Source organism: Qipengyuania pacifica, assembly GCF_019857205.1.
GTDB lineage: Bacteria > Pseudomonadota > Alphaproteobacteria > Sphingomonadales > Sphingomonadaceae > Qipengyuania > Qipengyuania pacifica.
The window spans coordinates 70,872-85,904 of record NZ_JAHWXO010000003.1; the positions used below are offsets into that span (position 1 = coordinate 70,872).

The 15,033-nt window shown below is 59.7% G+C and carries 18 protein-coding genes and 1 other RNA gene; 13 read left to right on the forward strand and 6 right to left on the reverse strand.

Translation table 11 applies throughout. The features are described 5' to 3' along the window. Nucleotides 1-10: 10 nt before the first annotated feature. A complete protein-coding gene (rpoH, locus tag KYK83_RS05675; RefSeq protein ID WP_222827534.1) occupies nucleotides 11-916 on the reverse strand; it encodes an RNA polymerase sigma factor RpoH in 906 nt (301 codons plus the stop codon). Between the two features lie 122 nt (nucleotides 917-1,038). Next, a complete protein-coding gene (locus KYK83_RS05680) occupies nucleotides 1,039-1,983 on the reverse strand; it encodes an RluA family pseudouridine synthase (protein WP_222827535.1) in 945 nt (314 codons plus the stop codon). Between the two features lie 16 nt (nucleotides 1,984-1,999). Between KYK83_RS05680 and KYK83_RS05685 the strand changes: the two genes are divergently transcribed. The 8 genes from KYK83_RS05685 (at nucleotide 2,000) to KYK83_RS05720 (ending at nucleotide 6,415) form a co-directional block, all read left to right on the forward strand. Continuing rightward, nucleotides 2,000-2,395 carry a M67 family metallopeptidase gene (locus tag KYK83_RS05685; RefSeq protein ID WP_222827536.1) on the forward strand — a complete coding sequence of 132 codons (396 nt, stop codon included), beginning with the start codon at nucleotides 2,000-2,002 and terminating at the stop codon, nucleotides 2,393-2,395. A 34-nt stretch (nucleotides 2,396-2,429) separates the two neighbouring features. Further along, entirely contained in the window at nucleotides 2,430-3,089 is a 660-nt protein-coding gene (locus tag KYK83_RS05690) for a histidine phosphotransferase family protein (protein ID WP_103022507.1), read from the forward strand. A 107-nt stretch (nucleotides 3,090-3,196) separates the two neighbouring features. Next, on the forward strand, nucleotides 3,197-3,835 hold the full coding sequence (locus tag KYK83_RS05695) for an N-acetylmuramoyl-L-alanine amidase (RefSeq protein WP_103022718.1): 639 nt from the start codon (nucleotides 3,197-3,199) through the stop codon (nucleotides 3,833-3,835). 118 nt (nucleotides 3,836-3,953) lie between these two features. Then, nucleotides 3,954-4,457: a helix-turn-helix domain-containing protein gene (locus KYK83_RS05700; RefSeq protein WP_196846757.1), complete on the forward strand. Its 504-nt coding sequence runs from the start codon at nucleotides 3,954-3,956 to the stop codon at nucleotides 4,455-4,457. Between the two features lie 41 nt (nucleotides 4,458-4,498). Next, nucleotides 4,499-4,834 carry a hypothetical protein gene (locus tag KYK83_RS05705; RefSeq protein WP_196846756.1) on the forward strand — a complete coding sequence of 112 codons (336 nt, stop codon included), beginning with the start codon at nucleotides 4,499-4,501 and terminating at the stop codon, nucleotides 4,832-4,834. A 38-nt stretch (nucleotides 4,835-4,872) separates the two neighbouring features. Further along, a complete protein-coding gene (locus KYK83_RS05710) occupies nucleotides 4,873-5,307 on the forward strand; it encodes a hypothetical protein (RefSeq protein WP_222827537.1) in 435 nt (144 codons plus the stop codon). A gap of 8 nt (nucleotides 5,308-5,315) precedes the next feature. Next, nucleotides 5,316-5,885 carry a JAB domain-containing protein gene (locus KYK83_RS05715; protein ID WP_222827538.1) on the forward strand — a complete coding sequence of 190 codons (570 nt, stop codon included), beginning with the start codon at nucleotides 5,316-5,318 and terminating at the stop codon, nucleotides 5,883-5,885. Next, entirely contained in the window at nucleotides 5,882-6,415 is a 534-nt protein-coding gene (locus KYK83_RS05720) for a hypothetical protein (RefSeq protein WP_222827539.1), read from the forward strand. The genes KYK83_RS05715 and KYK83_RS05720 overlap by 4 nt, the downstream gene beginning before the upstream one ends. Nucleotides 6,416-6,446: 31 nt before the next feature. Here KYK83_RS05720 and KYK83_RS05725 read toward each other — a convergent pair whose 3' ends face one another. Beyond that, nucleotides 6,447-6,875, reverse strand: coding sequence for a hypothetical protein (locus KYK83_RS05725; protein ID WP_146029785.1), 429 nt, complete (start codon nucleotides 6,873-6,875; stop codon nucleotides 6,447-6,449). Nucleotides 6,876-7,052: 177 nt separating this feature from the next. On the opposite strand from KYK83_RS05725, the gene rnpB reads away from it, so the two are divergent. Next, nucleotides 7,053-7,463, forward strand: an RNA gene (gene rnpB, locus KYK83_RS05730) — RNase P RNA component class A. A gap of 559 nt (nucleotides 7,464-8,022) precedes the next feature. Here rnpB and KYK83_RS05735 read toward each other — a convergent pair. After that, nucleotides 8,023-8,784: a metallophosphoesterase family protein gene (locus KYK83_RS05735; RefSeq protein ID WP_248284288.1), complete on the reverse strand. Its 762-nt coding sequence runs from the start codon at nucleotides 8,782-8,784 to the stop codon at nucleotides 8,023-8,025. Nucleotides 8,785-9,095: 311 nt separating this feature from the next. Between KYK83_RS05735 and KYK83_RS05740 the strand changes: the two genes are divergently transcribed. Continuing rightward, nucleotides 9,096-9,851 (forward strand): TorF family putative porin, encoded by a 756-nt coding sequence (locus tag KYK83_RS05740; RefSeq protein WP_222827541.1) that lies wholly within the window; start codon nucleotides 9,096-9,098, stop codon nucleotides 9,849-9,851. A gap of 55 nt (nucleotides 9,852-9,906) precedes the next feature. Here the strand turns inward: KYK83_RS05740 and KYK83_RS05745 are convergent, their stop codons facing one another. Next, nucleotides 9,907-10,659, reverse strand: a complete 753-nt coding sequence (locus KYK83_RS05745) for an SIMPL domain-containing protein (protein WP_222827542.1) — start codon at nucleotides 10,657-10,659, stop codon at nucleotides 9,907-9,909. An 89-nt stretch (nucleotides 10,660-10,748) separates the two neighbouring features. Here KYK83_RS05745 and KYK83_RS05750 point away from each other — a divergent pair, with 89 nt between their 5' ends. Beyond that, nucleotides 10,749-11,186 (forward strand): VOC family protein, encoded by a 438-nt coding sequence (locus tag KYK83_RS05750; protein ID WP_222827543.1) that lies wholly within the window; start codon nucleotides 10,749-10,751, stop codon nucleotides 11,184-11,186. Between the two features lie 6 nt (nucleotides 11,187-11,192). On the opposite strand, the gene nhaA is transcribed toward KYK83_RS05750, so the two are convergent. Beyond that, the gene (nhaA, locus tag KYK83_RS05755; RefSeq protein WP_103022721.1) at nucleotides 11,193-12,404 is read right to left on the reverse strand and encodes a Na+/H+ antiporter NhaA; all 1,212 of its coding nucleotides are present in this window, start codon (nucleotides 12,402-12,404) and stop codon (nucleotides 11,193-11,195) included. A gap of 82 nt (nucleotides 12,405-12,486) precedes the next feature. On the opposite strand from nhaA, the gene KYK83_RS05760 reads away from it, so the two are divergent. Both KYK83_RS05760 and KYK83_RS05765 read left to right on the forward strand, forming a co-directional pair. Further along, a complete protein-coding gene (locus KYK83_RS05760; protein WP_222827544.1) occupies nucleotides 12,487-13,893 on the forward strand; it encodes a glycosyl transferase family protein in 1,407 nt (468 codons plus the stop codon). After that, the gene (locus KYK83_RS05765; RefSeq protein WP_222827545.1) at nucleotides 13,886-15,007 is read left to right on the forward strand and encodes a hypothetical protein; all 1,122 of its coding nucleotides are present in this window, start codon (nucleotides 13,886-13,888) and stop codon (nucleotides 15,005-15,007) included. The genes KYK83_RS05760 and KYK83_RS05765 overlap by 8 nt, the downstream gene beginning before the upstream one ends. The last annotated feature ends 26 nt before the right edge of the window (nucleotides 15,008-15,033 follow it).

A 15,033-nucleotide genomic window follows, 5' to 3' on the forward strand; every position in this document is an offset into this window, starting at 1 on the left:
GAGCTTAGGCTCAGGCGACGCTTGGCAGCAGCTTTTCCCCGGCGATGGTTTTCATCGCCTTTTGCAGCTTTTCGAATGCGCGCACTTCGATCTGGCGGATGCGTTCGCGGCTGACATCGTAGACCTGCGAAAGTTCTTCCAGGGTCTGCGGATTTTCCGTCAGGCGGCGTTCGGTCAGAATATGCTTTTCACGGTCATTGAGGCTATCCATCGCCTCGACCAGCATATCGTGACGCACTTCCGATTCCTGCGCATCGGCGACCAGTTCGTCCTGCAACGGACCGTCATCGCTAAGCCAGTCCTGCCATTCGCCGGAGCCTTCTTCGCCATTGCGCATCGGAGTGTTCAGCGAACCGTCGCCGCCCATGATCATGCGGCGGTTCATGTTGATCACTTCCTGCTCGGGCACGCCGAGATCGGTGGCGATCTTCGTCACATCGTCAGGATGAAGGTCGGTATCCTCGTAGGCATCGAGGTTTTTCTTCATCCGGCGCAGATTGAAGAACAGCTTCTTCTGTGCCGCAGTGGTACCCATTTTCACGAGGCTCCACGAGCGAAGGATATATTCCTGGATGCTCGCCTTGATCCACCACATGGCATAGGTCGCGAGGCGGAAGCCGCGGTCGGCTTCGAACTTCTTCACGCCCTGCATGAGACCGACATTGCCTTCGGAGATAAGGTCAGACACCGGCAGGCCGTAACCGCGGTAGCCCATGGCAATCTTGGCCACGAGCCGCAGGTGCGACGTCACAAGCTGCGCGGCAGCTTCGGTATCGTCATGTTCCTCGTAGCGCTTGGCGAGCATATATTCCTGCTCTTGCGTCAGTACGGGAAACTTCTTTATTTCGGAAAGATAGCGGTTGAGGCTTTGCTCCCCGCCGAGCGCTGGAACGCTCAAAGTTTTGGTATTGCTCACTTGTACCCTGACCTTTCTAGCGTCGACCACACATGGCGGACCCCTGCTGGGCATCCGACTCTCGGGCCACGTCGGTTACGTATAGCTGACGCCGGCGAAAATGCACACGCGTTTCATCGATTTCAACGTGCGGTTTCGTCGATCAGTTCCCGCATATCGGAGGGCAGTTCGGCGCAGAAATCCAAGGTTTCAGCGCTGATAGGATGTCTGAATCCCAACCGTGCCGCATGCAGTGCCTGACGCCGAAAACCGAGGTCCTCGAGAAGGGTCCGGAGGCCCTTCGGAGTGCGTCCGTAGACAGGGTCTCCCAATAGCGCATGACCGATTGACGCGCAGTGAACGCGCACCTGGTGCGTGCGCCCGGTTTCCAGGCGGCATTCGATGAGCGAGGCGTGGTTCAGGCGTTGGCGAACCTCGTAATGCGTGACGGCATGCTTGCCGCGCGTCGCATCGTCGGGAAGCACCGCCATTTTCTTGCGATCGCGATCGGACCGGCCGATGCGGCCCGTAATCGTGCCGGACGCCGGGATGGGATGTCCGGCGCATACGGCGAGGTAGCGACGGATGATCGAATGGTCGGCAAACTGCTTCGCCAATCCTTCGTGGGCTGCGTCCGACTTGGCGACGACGAGGAGGCCGGACGTATCCTTGTCGATCCGGTGAACGATCCCGGGGCGCGCCACGCCATTGATGCCGGACAATTGCCCTTTGCAGTGAAACAGCAGGGCGTTGACCAGCGTACCGTCCCGATTGCCCGCCGCAGGATGGACTACCATCCCCGCAGGCTTGTTTATGACGATGAGGTGCTGATCTTCGAAGACGACATTCAGCGGAATGTCTTGCGGTTCGGCTGCCAGCATCTCGGGAGGGGGAAGGCTGATGGAATAAGCGGCCCCTTCCTTCACCTTTGCCGAACCGTTTCGTGCGGTCGTACCGTCGATCTGGACGGCCCCGGCGGCAATCAAACCCTTTACCCGCTCCCGCGATAGATCTGCTGCACCTGCCAACGCCTTATCTAGGCGCCCGGCGATCGCGACTGTTCCAGTGATGATTTCACCATCGGGCATGCTAGAGCCATGCGCGATGGCAACCGAAGTCTCAAGCAATGTAATCGAGCGCCTGTTATCCGAAGCGAGGCGCGCCCATCCGCTGGAATGTTGCGGCATACTCCTGGGACATGGCGAAGTGATAATGCAGGCCAAGGCTGCGGCGAACGTCCACCCGGATCCGCGACAGCATTTCGAGATCGATCCGCAGGCGCTGATCGATGCGCACCGTGCCGCGCGCGATGGCGATCTGCAGGTTTTGGGCTATTACCATTCGCACCCCAATGGTCTGGCCGAGCCATCTGCGACCGATCGCGCCATTGCAGCACCGGATGGGTCGGTCTGGGCGATAATCGCGGCGGAGCGAATCAGCTTCTGGCGTTCGGGGGATGCAGGGTTCGAAGCGCTTCCCTATGAGGTCGCCCCTCGCTAAGACACAAAACCAATCTTCACTATCCGGGACCCAAATGGACGACCGCCAATCGATCGATCTTGCCGCGATGCTTTGTTCGCGCCTGTGCCACGACATGCTCAGCCCAGTAGGGGCCCTGTCAAACGGGCTCGAGCTGTTGGCCATGGAAACCGATCCCGAAATGCGTGCCAATGTGATGGAGTTGCTCGAACAAAGTGCGCTCATCAGCACGAACAAGCTGAAGTTCTTTCGCCTCGCTTTCGGCGCAGCGGGCGGCTTCGGCGAGCAGGTGGAAATCACCGAACCGAAGACGCTGATCGAAGCACTGGTTGCCGACAAACCCAGCGTGTCGATCAACTGGGCGCTCGCCGAACGGACCCTCGCTAAGCCGGCGGTCAAGGTGCTGCTGAATTTTGCGCAACTGGCCATCGATGCGCTGGTGCGTGGAGGGACGCTCGATATCGGTGCGGAAGTGCGCGATGGCGCGTGCGAAATCGTGGTTCGTGCCGCGGGTCCCAAGATCGCCTTCGACGAGACGATCGGCAAGGCGCTGGACGGTTCGCTCGACCGGTCGGATCTGACCAGCCGCACGGCGGCAGCGCATATGATACATCTTCTGGCGTCGGAAAACGGCGGCGGTTTGCAGTATCATAAAGGCGCCGACGCATTGGTGCTTGGCGCGGTTCTGCCGCAGGGTGAAGGAATGATCGGTTGAACTCCGATTTCGGCAAGGTCGGCGACGGGCTGCCAGCCAGCAAGGACGAACTCGTCGACCGGGAGGTCCTTTCGCCGAACCATGACGAACGCAGCTCGCCGATTTCCATGCTGGTCATCCATTACACCGAAATGGAGGACAAAGGGTTCGCAATCGAACGGTTGTGCGATCCGGAAGCCAAGGTTTCGGCGCATTATCTGATCGGCGAACAGGGTGAGGTCGTACGGCTGGTACCCGAGGAAAAACGCGCCTGGCATGCAGGCGTATCCTACTGGCGCGGACACAAGGATGTGAATTCGGCCAGCATCGGTATCGAGCTCGACCATCCCGGCCACAGATATGGCTATCGCGAATTCAACGATGCGCAGTTCGAAGCGCTCGTGCCCCTGGTTGCGCGCATCGTGAAGGAATATGACATCCCGCGCGCAAATGTCGTCGGACATTCGGATGTGGCACCTGCGCGCAAGATTGATCCGGGTGAGCTTTTCCCCTGGGACCGGCTGGCCGAATACGGCCTGTGCCTGCCGCGCCCGGAAAAGCTCGAACGCGGCGATCCGTTCGACAACGATGCCGCCTTCTACCTCGCGCTCGAACGTTTCGGTTACGACATTACCGACGGTCGCAAAGCGGTCGAGGCGTTCCAGCGCCGCTGGCGTCCGGAGAAGATCAACGGCGAGATCGACGGTGAGGTTCGCGCCATCCTGTTCCAGTTACTCCTGGATCGCGATCGCGGACACACGCGGTAAGTCGCACCGGTCGCAAGTCGAAGCAGCGTACCGATCCGGAAGCCCGCAGTTGGATGCAGCCGACCCCGGGAAGGCGGTTGGAATTGCCCCTGCCACTTTGATGGCGTACAGATCAGCTATGGATCAGTACGACATCCATACCGTGTTCGGCCGTTTAACCGATAAGCAGGACGAGGTCTTGCGGCTGGCTTGCCAGCACCTGACGTCCAAGGAAATTGCAAAAGAACTGGGCCTTGCGCCAGTCACGATCGACAAGCGCATCGATGCGGTGCGAGCAAAACTTGGCCACATGCCCCGCGTCGAAGTGCTACGCCATTATCGGGCATGGGCAGAACAGTATGATCAAATCATAGACGATCCGGCCATACTAACCAATTTTCCACCCAATGCTGCACCAACGATCCCGCAGCCACCCGGGCAATCCTACACGTTCGAAGATTCGCTCACATTCGATGGAAGAGCGGCTTGGGACCGGATGCCTCAGGGGCTGCAGCCGGGGATCAAACCTTCGGATCTTGGAATCGGTGGCAAATTGCTGCTGATACTCGTCGGTGCGGTGGCAATCATGATGGTCGCCGTGCTGTCGATGGCCTTCGCAAACGCGCTGGGCACCATGGTCTAGGTTGCAACCTCTCCTCGGCTGAAACGCCTGAGGAGAAATCAATGTCGCTTGATCTTACTACTGCTACTGCCCGTATTGCTCGCGAACTGGGCGAATCCGAAGTCGCCATCGCCGATGCGTTGGCGAAAACAACTGCTCTCCTTCATAGTGCGGCGATGGCCGGCCGCGATGTGCCCGGCGCTCCTGAACTGGAAAGCCAGCGCGCATTGCTTCGCCTTCAAAAGATTGTCGGCGGGCTAATCGAAGCTCGCGGCGAAGCCGCTAGGGTCCACGATCAGCTTCGCAAGATTGCCGTTGAAACGGGCGCCGGAGAAGAGCCAACCTGCCCGGATAAATCGTTTACCTCTGCCGAGCATGTAGCGACGATCGCTGCCTGACTTGCCTAAGCAAGAGCGAGGGCGCAATTGCATGAGCGATGACCCGGTTTTTGATCCAGGTAGCGCTCACGCTCGCAGTCCTCGCTTTTGCTTGGAGCAGGGGCGGAAAGCCTGAGAAATATGTCGCTACAGTCTATTTCGTGCTGGTCTTTGCCGGGATTGCCCGGTGGCTGGCCACGGGTACGTGGAGTCAGGACGGCTACGATTCACTGCAAACCTTTCGCTTCCTTATTGACGTCTGTGCTCTGGTTGCGGTTACAGCCGTGGCGCTTTCATCCGATCGTTGGTGGACCTTATGGGTGAGCTCGGCGCAAACCATCGCCGTGGTTTCCCATCTGCTGCGCGCAGCGCACGCGCCCCTAGAGCCGCTCGTCTATGCCATAATGGAGCGGTGGCCGGTCTGGCTGGCGCTAATTATTACAGGCATCGGCACAATGGCCCATTCCCGACGGATGCAGCGCACCACCACCTGACCGCGCTCATGACTCCGCTATCTGCGGAGCCGAACGAACTTGCGGGTCGGCTATTGCATCGCTTCGGTTCGATCAGCGCCATTTCCAATGCCGATGAAGCGGACCTGCGCGAATGTGCCGTGCATGGTGAGCACTGGGTCGAAGCTCTTCTGGCGGTTCGCCAACTGCTTCATGACGGGAGCCGCGAAGAGATCTTACGGACACGTCTCGGTGACGATCGCTCCTCACTCGATCGCTACCTGATCCAAAGCATCGGCGGGCTGCGGCACGAGCGGATGATCGCGATATTGGCGGACGAGGCGGGGTTCGTGATCTCAGAAGAGACTATTGCCGAAGGTCAGGAAGGGCAGGTTGTGCTGTCGGCGCGTCGGTTGTTCGGACGCGCGCTCGCACTGGATGCCCGACAGATGCTGATCGCCCACAATCACCCTTCTGGGGATGCTACACCTAGTAATTCCGACATACGGCAAACCAAGGAGCTTCTGGCACAAGCAAAATGCCTTGGCGTTACTCTCATCGATCATCTGGTCGTAGGGCGCAGGCGCGTGACCAGCATGCGGGAAAGCCGCCTGATATGACGCCGATCGAAGACGCTGTGCGGCGCAGTATTGCGGGGCATGTAATCTCCATAGCCGATTGGCAGCGTGCCCTCCTTTTTCTAGGCGATAGGGGGAACGCCCCACACGGTGACGAGTCGTTCGCAAATTACCAATTCAGTGGAGCAATGAACGAGGAGATTTGGGATATTCTCACTTACCTCTTCGTCATGAGGGCGAACGACAGGTCAATTTTTTTTCCCGAATGTTGTCAGTCCGCCCGTGTGCCGCGCGAGCGCTTCCTGGAGCATTTGAATGGATTGTTCGAACAGGGGCTTGTGCTCTGCACACTCGAACGATCCGATTCCGATGACTTTACTCTGCAGCTATCGCCGCGAGGCAGGGAGATTGTCGAGGAGGCAATATGGGCAGCCGATAGCGAAAAACCTGGTGGCATCCTTGCCGCCTCTGCGTGGCACTTGCCGGATGAATTTATCAAGAATGACATCGCACGCAGTCTGAATGTCAGCTCAAGCGCAGTTGAGCGGCATCTGGCCAATTTCAGGGAGTAGCCCCTCTAGACATCCGCCAATTTGCGACAGTCTAAGCTTCTTTCAGTCCTTCGCCGGGTTGGGCCAGGATCGCTGCGTGTGCGCCAGCCGCAATTGCACCGGCCATGGCCACGGCGAGGCAGGTGGGGCTGGCAAACGTCCGCTCGATGCCGAGTTCAGGCAAAGCGACGGTGGCGATGGAATTGCCCGATTGGGACCGTGAGGTCAAAATACCGGCCTGTCGCGTCGTCAGCAAAAGTATCTGCTCGAGAGCATCCGCATTGAACAAGGGATCGGCAACGGACTCGATAGGCGGTGTGAAATAGCGCTTGAGAAATTGCGGTGCTTTTTGAAGCAGTTCGCATAACTGCTGCACCAGTGCCCGCGATATGTCGCGGGTAGGAGCAGTCACCATTGCGCAGGCGCGCAGGAATTCATCGAGATCTTCCTGCCGCAGCGTCGGGGGTAGTGGCGTGTCCAAGCTCTATCTCCTTGACGACAGGAGAGGGTGGCGCGCGGCTGGTGTCAAGTAATACGCAGGTCAAAGCCGAGCAGATGAATCGGTTTCGGATCAAACAATCTGTCACAGTAAGGGGAAATCTAGCCTTCTCGATTGTCGGCTTGGCAATGTGCGGCGCCTGATCTATCGCGACAGGCGCCAGGGGGCTGGGCAGCCGCGTGCCGCAAGGTACGAGGAAAGTCCGGGCTCCACGAAACAAGGGTGGCGGGTAACGCCCGCCGTGGGCAACCACAGGGAAAGTGCCACAGAGAGCATACCGCCGATGGCCTGCCGAGGTTCGCCCTTGGACAGGATCAGGCAAGGGTGAAAGGGTGCGGTAAGAGCGCACCGGGGCTTCGGTAACGCGGCCCGCATGGCAAACCCCACCCGGAGCAAGGCCGAATAGGGGCGGCGCGCTGGAAACAGCAGGTGCGTTTCGCATCGACCGCCCGGGTTGGCTGCTCGAGCTGCGGAGCAATCCGTAGCCTAGACGAATGGCTGCCCCCGCGCGGCAGGTGTGCAAGCATACCGCGGGCGGGACAGAACCCGGCTTACAGGCCCCCTGGCAAACCTGTCGCACCCGGTAACAGCGAAGGCTGGGGCGCCTTCTCCGGAACGAGCTGCCCGTCGACTTCGAGCCCTTCGAACGGCCGGCAGGCTTCGTTCATTTCGTCGGAATGAAGATGAACCTTCATCATGGGGTCGGCCGTGCTCCAATCGGTGTGGGGATCATCGCGGACCACGCACAGGGCGCGCCAGGCGATCGGCAGTTCCTGTAGCTGTTCGATGGTGGGCAAGCCTTCGATCAGAACCTCGTGTCCCGAATAGCTGCCTGTCGCGTGGCCGATGAACTTGGTTTCCGTGCCGCGTATATGGATGCGCTCTGATCCTTCGTCGATACGAGCGAAGGTGTCGAGCCGGATGGAGAAGGCCGCCCAGATCGAAATGCCGATCAACAGGACCAGCGCCACCATGGTAACGACCACGGTCCACTTTGCGGCCGGGTTATCCAAACCTTCAGAATGATCGAGCGACAAAGGTCATACTCCTAGGGAAAAACAGGTTGGGAAACGCTCGCTGGGGCATGATCGGTCCCGATCCGATCGCTTCGAGTGTCGAAAAGGGTTCTTCACCAGGAAAATTCCGAGTGCACGGTAGTCATATCTCCATTCACGTCCCGCGCCTGAATGACACGGCGGGTGTCGCCTTCCAGAACCAGTGCGGTCAGGTTGCCGGTGCGAAAGGCGCCCGTGTCTATGCCGATCCGGTAATCGGTATGTTCGATCTCTTCGAAGATCGTATGCCCGTGGACAATTACATGGCTGAAGGGTTCGTCATGCTTGAGAAACCGTTCGCGGATCCAGCGCAGATCCGACTGCTTCTGATCGTCGATCGCGCGTTTGGGATTGATGCCCGCATGGACAAAAACATAGTCGCCGGCGACGACAATATTCTCCATGCGTTCCAGAAACTTGCGGTGCTTTTTGGGGACCAGCTCGTTCAGTTCGACCTGAAGTTCCTTCATGGTGAGTTCGTTATAGCGTCTACGTTTGATACCGTAACTCAGCACTGTCTCGCGCCCACCATGCTTGAGGAAATGGCGGAGCATCTCGCGGTCCGTGAAACTCTCGAGAAACATCTCTTCGTGGTTTCCGGCGATGCAATGCACGCGTCGGCGCTTTCCCCATTTGCGCGCCGTTTCGACCACCCGTGCACTTTCCGGACCGCGGTCGATAAGATCTCCCAACAGGATCACCGTACTGTCGGCAGCTCCCGATGCAGCGTCATCCCGCTCGATAGCCTCGATCAACTGGTCCAGCAGGTCGCAGCGCCCGTGTATGTCGCCAATAACGTAATAGCGTTCGCCGTCGGGGACGCTCGGCCGACGCATGGGCTCGCCACGCCGACCAAAAAGCTTCGCAAGATTGAACATGGTACCTGAAAGAGACCCGGGTAGCGCAAATTGAGTGTTCGGGAGATACGCCCTTGTCTCGCAAGGAGCAACTGACGGCGCGGGGCGCTCATCTTCGCAGTTGCGGAAAAAGCACACCTATTGCTGCGTATGCGAAACGTTTTTGACTCGATCTTGCGCAATGCTTCGCTTTTGGGCAGGTTTATGAGCGTATCTGGACGAGAAGCCTAATAAAATGGCTCCGCCGGATTCGCAGGTGGGACGAAGCGACACTCGTACAGGAGTTTGTGATGCTAACGTCCTTTCGCGGCCTAATGGCCGCATCGCTCGCTATGGCGAGCATTTCTCTCGCAACGCCGGTCATGGCTCAATCGGAAGATGAAGCTGCGAGCAGTTCGATTACCGCGTCGGCCAATGTTGCGCTGACGACCGACTACCGGTTCCGCGGCATTTCCCAGTCCGGGGGAGACCCGGCTCTTCAGGGCGGGTTCGATGTCGCCCACGACAGCGGGTTTTATGTCGGAACCTGGGCATCTTCGATCAAGGGCGGGCCATCCTATGGCGATCTTGAACTGGACATCTATGCCGGGTGGAGCGGCAATCTGACCGAAGCGGTGAGTGTTGATCTGGGGGTCTTGTACTATATCTATCCCACGGAAGATCTCGGCCTTGATACGGACTATTGGGAACCTTACGCGTCGCTCAGCACCACGCTTGGGCCTGCTGCGGCGACCTTTGGAGTGGCCTACGCGCCCAAGCAGGATTCGCTGAGCGGACAGGACAACCTGTATCTCTACACCGATCTCGGCTTCGGCATTCCGAACACGCCGATCAGCATAAACGGCCATCTTGGATATACCGATGGCGTGCTGGCACCTCCCTTCGTGGCGGGTACTCTGGACGATACGGGCTTCGACTGGTCGCTTGGCGCGAGCGTGGCGAAAGGCAATTTCGAACTCGGCGTGGCCTATGTGGGCGTGGAGGGTCCTTCGATCGACGGCTATACCGATGATGCTATCGTAGCGACCCTGTCGGCCAGCTTCTAACGGGGGCACCAAGGAAGTGCGGGGCGCATCGGTTGGTGCGCCCCCTTTTTCGCGCCTAATCGAGGGCGAAGTCTACAGTCGTCACGACGCGCACTTTCTTGAACGGCGTGTCGCCCACGCCCCAGCCGCCCGCTTCGCCATCGCGCGCCTCGATTGAAAAATATCCCTGCGTTGCTTTGCGAATGCCCCCAACATCTGCACCGCTGTCTTGGGCAAACTGTTCGGCAGAAGCGCGAGCATCTTTCGTCGCTTCGGCGACCATCGCGGGCTTGATCGAATTGAGGCCCGTGAAGGTGTAACTGATACCCGACCCGTCTTCGAGAACGACCCCGTTACGAACCAGTTCGGCCTGATTTCGCACGGCGCGCTGAGCGCGATCGATATCTTCGGTCCGAAGAACGATACGTTGCCGCACGGTGTAAAAGACCGTCCCGTTGTCGGTGTAGTTCGAGACATTTATCCCGGCAGGCGTGAGCGCTTCTGCAGGAAAACCCATGCGTTCGAAGAATTCGCGCACCGCCACGGCGTCATTGTCGGTGCTTGCCTGCGCACTCTGCAAGTTTGTGGCGGTCGACGCGAAGGACAAAGTCCATGTTGCCAGGTCCGCGGTCACTTCGCGTTCGGCAAGTCCGCGAACAGTCACTGTACGCTCGGCCGCCTTCATGCGCACGAGCCCATCGCCGAGGACGAATCCTCCGATGATCAGACCGGCCGAAATTATGCCGGCGCTCGCAATCCAGCGTTTGAAAGTTGCATCCCCGCGCCTGTGCGTGGCACTTGGCGCTACCGTTTCGGGTTCGTCGGACATGATCGCGTTCCTCTCTGGCCAGTCTGGCGGAGCGCAATCTAAAACGTGCTCGGTGAACCGTGCTTTAATATAGATGAATGGAGTGCAAATTGACCAAATATCTTCACACGATGATCCGCGTGACCGACCCGGAGGCCACTGTCGCGTTTTTCAAGCTGATCGGGGTGGAAGAAACGCGCCGTTTCGATAACGAAGCGGGTCGCTTCACGCTCATTTTTCTAGCGGCCCCGGGTCAGGAAGGCGTCGCGGAAGTGGAACTTACCTACAACTGGCCCCCACAGGACGGCAGCGATCCGGATACCTATTCGGGCGGCCGCAATTTCGGCCATCTCGCCTATCGGGTCGAGAATATTTACGAGACCTGCCAGGCCATCATGGATGCCGGCCATACCATCAACCGCCCCCCGCGTGACGGGCACATGGCCTTTGTCAGGACGCCCGACGGCATTTCGATCGAGCTGCTGCAGGAGGGATCTCTCGAGCCATGCGAGCCTTGGGCAAGCATGGAAAATACCGGGAGCTGGTAAGCCGCGTCAGTCGATATATGGGGAGCGCATATCGTCGGGATGCTGCGCGGACATGCGCAGGATGGTGTAGCCGACTATTGCCGAGATCAGCGAGCCGAGGAGGATGCCGATCTTCGCCTCGTTGATCAGCAATTGCTGGCCGGTAAAGGCAAGCCCGCTGATGAACAGCGACATGGTGAAGCCGATCCCGCACAGGATGGAAACTCCCCATATTTCGGGCCAGCTGGCCTGATCCGGCCGTGGCGCGAAGCCGATCTTGTCGGCAACGAAAATCGCCGAGAATATCCCGATCTGCTTGCCGACGAACAGGCCGGCCGCGATCGCAAGCGGGAGCGGGGCGAAGACCTGTTCCAGACCCATGCCGGCGAGCGGGACCCCGGCGTTGGCAAAACCGAATACCGGAACGATCAGGTAGGCGCTCCACGGGGCAAGCCCGTGTTCCATACGCTCGACCATGGTCTGGTCGTCGGGGCCGACCATGGGAATGCACAGCGCCGCGACGACGCCCGCGATGGTGGCGTGAATCCCCGAATTGAGGACGAAGTACCACAGGACCAGCGCGAGCAGGATGTACGGCCAATATCGCGCCACGCGCATCTTGTTCAGGACCATCATGGCCACGACTACCGCGCCGGCAGCAGCGAGCCAGCCGAGTTTGATCTGCGCGGTATAGAACAGCGCAATGACCATCACGGCGCCGATATCGTCGACGATCGCAACGGTCAGGAGGAACAGGCGCAACGATGCCGGGCAGCGATTCCCCAGCAGACCCAGTACGCCCATGGCAAAGGCAATGTCCGTCGCCGCCGGAATTGCCCAGCCGCGCATCAGTTCGGCATCGCCGCCGACCACGCCGACATAGACCAGGGCAGGGACTGCCATGCCCGCAACCGCTGCAAGAATTGGCAGGCGGCGGGATTCTGCGGTCGATAGCTGTCCTTCTATCCATTCGCGCTTAACTTCGAGTCCGACGACGAAGAAGAACAGCGCCATGAGCCCGTCGTTGATCCACAAATGCATGTCGTAGAGCTTTGGGATCGGCGTCCAGGGCAATTCGCCGTAGAAAAGCTGCTCGTATTCGCCTGCAAGCGGCGAGTTGGCCGCCAGCATCGCGGCGATCGCCACGAGGATGAGCAGGATGCCGGCCGATGCGTCGCTGACGAAAAGCGCGCGAACGGGGGCAAATACGAGGCGGATTCCTGAAGGACGTTGGTTCATCTTGGCGACGCTCTCTCCCGTAAAGCGTCCCATGTTGCAAGTCTTGAAAGCGGAGGTTAACGAAATAGGCAGGGGGTGCCGTATGGTACTGGGGTCGTTTACTTTCGCGGAATGGTTCGTGCTCGTGCAGCACGAATTACTGCTGTTCGCGGCAGCATTCTTTGCACTCGGCATGATCGACGAGTTCGCTCTCGACTGTACTTATGTCTGGATGCGTCTCACCGGACGTATCGCGACACCTCGCCTGGAAGAAGGCGATCCAGAGACCATTACAAGCCTGGCCGGTCCTGCTGCCGTGTTCATTCCGACCTGGCTTGAAGAAGCCGTCATTGGCCCTACGCTCGTGCATATGCTGGACGTCTGGCCGCAGCCGGAAGTGACCATCTACGTCGGCTGTTATCGCAACGATCCTTGTACCATGGCGGCCGTTATCGCCGCGACGCGGGGCGATCCGCGCGTACGGCTGGTAATCCACGGCGAAGATGGACCGACGTCGAAGGCTGACTGTCTCAACCGCTTGTATCGGGCGCTGGAAGAGGATGAGGCGCGATCGGAACAGAAGGCATCCATGGTCGTGCTGCATGACGCGGAAGACATGGTCGATCCCGCTGCGCTTTCTCTTCTGGATCAGGCGTTATGGCACGCACAGTTCGTCCAGCTTCCGGTGCTCGCTCTCCCGCAGCATCGTTCGCCGTGGATCGGCTCGCATTATTCGGATGAATTCGCAGAATCGCATGGCAAGGCTCTGGTTGTCAGGGACGCATTGGGGGCAGCCATCCCAGGTGCCGGTGTCGGCTGCGGGATCGCGCGCAATGCTTTGGCAGCCTTGGCGGCGCGGGAAGGCGGCAGCCCCTTTGCCCGAGAATCCCTTACCGAAGACTACGAACTCGGTCTCAAGATCGCCCAGGCTGGAGGACGAGGTCGGTTCATTCGCGTACGCGGCTGCGATGGCCGCTTGATTGCGACGCGGGCATTTTTCCCAACCGGCCGCGACGAATCGGTGCGTCAGAAGACGCGCTGGATGCACGGCATCGCCTTGCAGGGATGGGACCGGCTGGGTTGGGACCGGAAGCCGGTCGATCTCTGGATGCAGCTTCGCGACCGGCGCGGACCGCTCGCCGCCATACTTCTGGTGCTAGCCTATTCGCTGCTGGTGTGTGCCGCGATATCCATGATGCTGAGTGAACTGCATATTGTAGCACTTCCTGCCATTTCACCGCTACTTTCAGCATTGCTCTGGCTCAATCTCTTCGGGGTGGCGATGCGCTTTTTGATGCGTGCCTGCTTCACTGCGCGCGAATATGGCTGGCGTCAGGGATTGATCGCCATCCCGCGAACTTTCGTATCGAACATCATTGCGATCATGGCTGGGCGGCGCGCTTTGATAGCCTACATCAAGACCCTTCGCGGTGCCCCGGTGATATGGGACAAAACGGAGCATTGGGATCACCCTGCGCTGCTGAAAACGATCGATAAAGCCGGTGCATAATCTGATCGCGCAACGTCAGGGACAACCGGTTCTGTTCCTGTGCCTGCTGACGGCCGGATGGCTTTTACTGCGCGCGGCGACGTGGGAAAATCCGTTGCTGCCACCAGCCATTACGCCTGACCTGGTAATGATGGGGCTCGACAAGATCGAGAGCGCACCCGGACACACGGATCATCGAACCGGCAATTTCGGTCCGCCGAGTATTCGAGCGGGAAATGATGGCACCGGCGCTCCCCACGGGGTTCGTGAAACCGCGCGCTTCAAGCCGATTGGATTTGCCGCACTGGTGCGCAGCGGGAAAGCTGAATCTGGGGCCGGTAGCCTTCATCTTGAGCAGGCGGTGGCTCCGCGACTTGCAGAATCGCCTGGCGAGTTGGCGGTCGCCAGCACTCGAGACCAATCGCCCGAGTCAACCAATCGAACAGTTTCTTCTGTGCGAGAGGATACTCGACCGGGGGGCTCGGCGTGGCGGATCGACGCCTGGCTGGTCGTGCGAGAGGGTAGGTCCTTGCCGACGGAAGGCGGATCGCGGCCGGCCAGTTATGGAGGCAGTCAGGTCGGCGCTGTACTGGCGTATAGTCTCGATCGATCCAGCGCCCGCCGACCGGCGGCATATTTCCGCGCCAACCGGGATCTCGGCAGCGACGGACAGACGGATACAGCCCTTGGCCTGCGTGTCCGGCCTCTCGCGAAGATACCGATCGATTTTCATGCCGAAGCGCGGGCGACGCATCGAGATGGATCAACCGAATTGAGGCCTGCAGCCTTTGTGGCGGGGGGATTCGAGCAGGGCAGGCTGCCGATGGAAGCGACGGCGCGAGCTTATGGGCAGGCTGGCTATGTCGGCGGCGATTTCGCAACCCCGTTCGCAGATGGCGCTCTGGTCGCGGAACGCCGGGCGGTGACTTTCGATTCGGGTGGTCTGTCGCTTGGAGCGGGGGCCTGGGGCGGCGCCCAGAAAGGGGCGTCCCGGGTCGATGTGGGACCCGCAGTGACCCTCAATCTCTCCGCCGGGGGCGCGCCCGTGCGTCTGGAAGCAGGCTACCGCGTGCGTGTTGCTGGCAATGCAGCGCCGGGAAATGGTGGCGTGCTGACGCTTTCGACCGGGTTCTGACATAGTCCGGCTTCCAACCGTCCGCC

Bases quoted from the DNA above. Each gene is read 5' to 3' on its own strand.
- KYK83_RS05680 (WP_222827535.1), bottom strand. From the start codon at position 1,983: ATGCCCGATGGTGAAATCATCACTGGAACAGTCGCGATCGCCGGGCGC.
- KYK83_RS05685 (WP_222827536.1), top strand. From the start codon at position 2,000: ATGGCAACCGAAGTCTCAAGCAATGTAATCGAGCGCCTGTTATCCGAA.
- KYK83_RS05690 (WP_103022507.1), top strand. From the start codon at position 2,430: ATGGACGACCGCCAATCGATCGATCTTGCCGCGATGCTTTGTTCGCGC.
- KYK83_RS05695 (WP_103022718.1), top strand. From the start codon at position 3,197: ATGCTGGTCATCCATTACACCGAAATGGAGGACAAAGGGTTCGCAATC.
- KYK83_RS05700 (WP_196846757.1), top strand. From the start codon at position 3,954: ATGGATCAGTACGACATCCATACCGTGTTCGGCCGTTTAACCGATAAG.
- KYK83_RS05705 (WP_196846756.1), top strand. From the start codon at position 4,499: ATGTCGCTTGATCTTACTACTGCTACTGCCCGTATTGCTCGCGAACTG.
- KYK83_RS05710 (WP_222827537.1), top strand. From the start codon at position 4,873: ATGACCCGGTTTTTGATCCAGGTAGCGCTCACGCTCGCAGTCCTCGCT.
- KYK83_RS05715 (WP_222827538.1), top strand. From the start codon at position 5,316: ATGACTCCGCTATCTGCGGAGCCGAACGAACTTGCGGGTCGGCTATTG.
- KYK83_RS05720 (WP_222827539.1), top strand. From the start codon at position 5,882: ATGACGCCGATCGAAGACGCTGTGCGGCGCAGTATTGCGGGGCATGTA.
- KYK83_RS05735 (WP_248284288.1), bottom strand. From the start codon at position 8,784: ATGCGTCGGCCGAGCGTCCCCGACGGCGAACGCTATTACGTTATTGGC.
- KYK83_RS05740 (WP_222827541.1), top strand. From the start codon at position 9,096: ATGCTAACGTCCTTTCGCGGCCTAATGGCCGCATCGCTCGCTATGGCG.
- KYK83_RS05745 (WP_222827542.1), bottom strand. From the start codon at position 10,659: ATGTCCGACGAACCCGAAACGGTAGCGCCAAGTGCCACGCACAGGCGC.
- nhaA (WP_103022721.1), bottom strand. From the start codon at position 12,404: ATGAACCAACGTCCTTCAGGAATCCGCCTCGTATTTGCCCCCGTTCGC.
- KYK83_RS05760 (WP_222827544.1), top strand. From the start codon at position 12,487: ATGGTACTGGGGTCGTTTACTTTCGCGGAATGGTTCGTGCTCGTGCAG.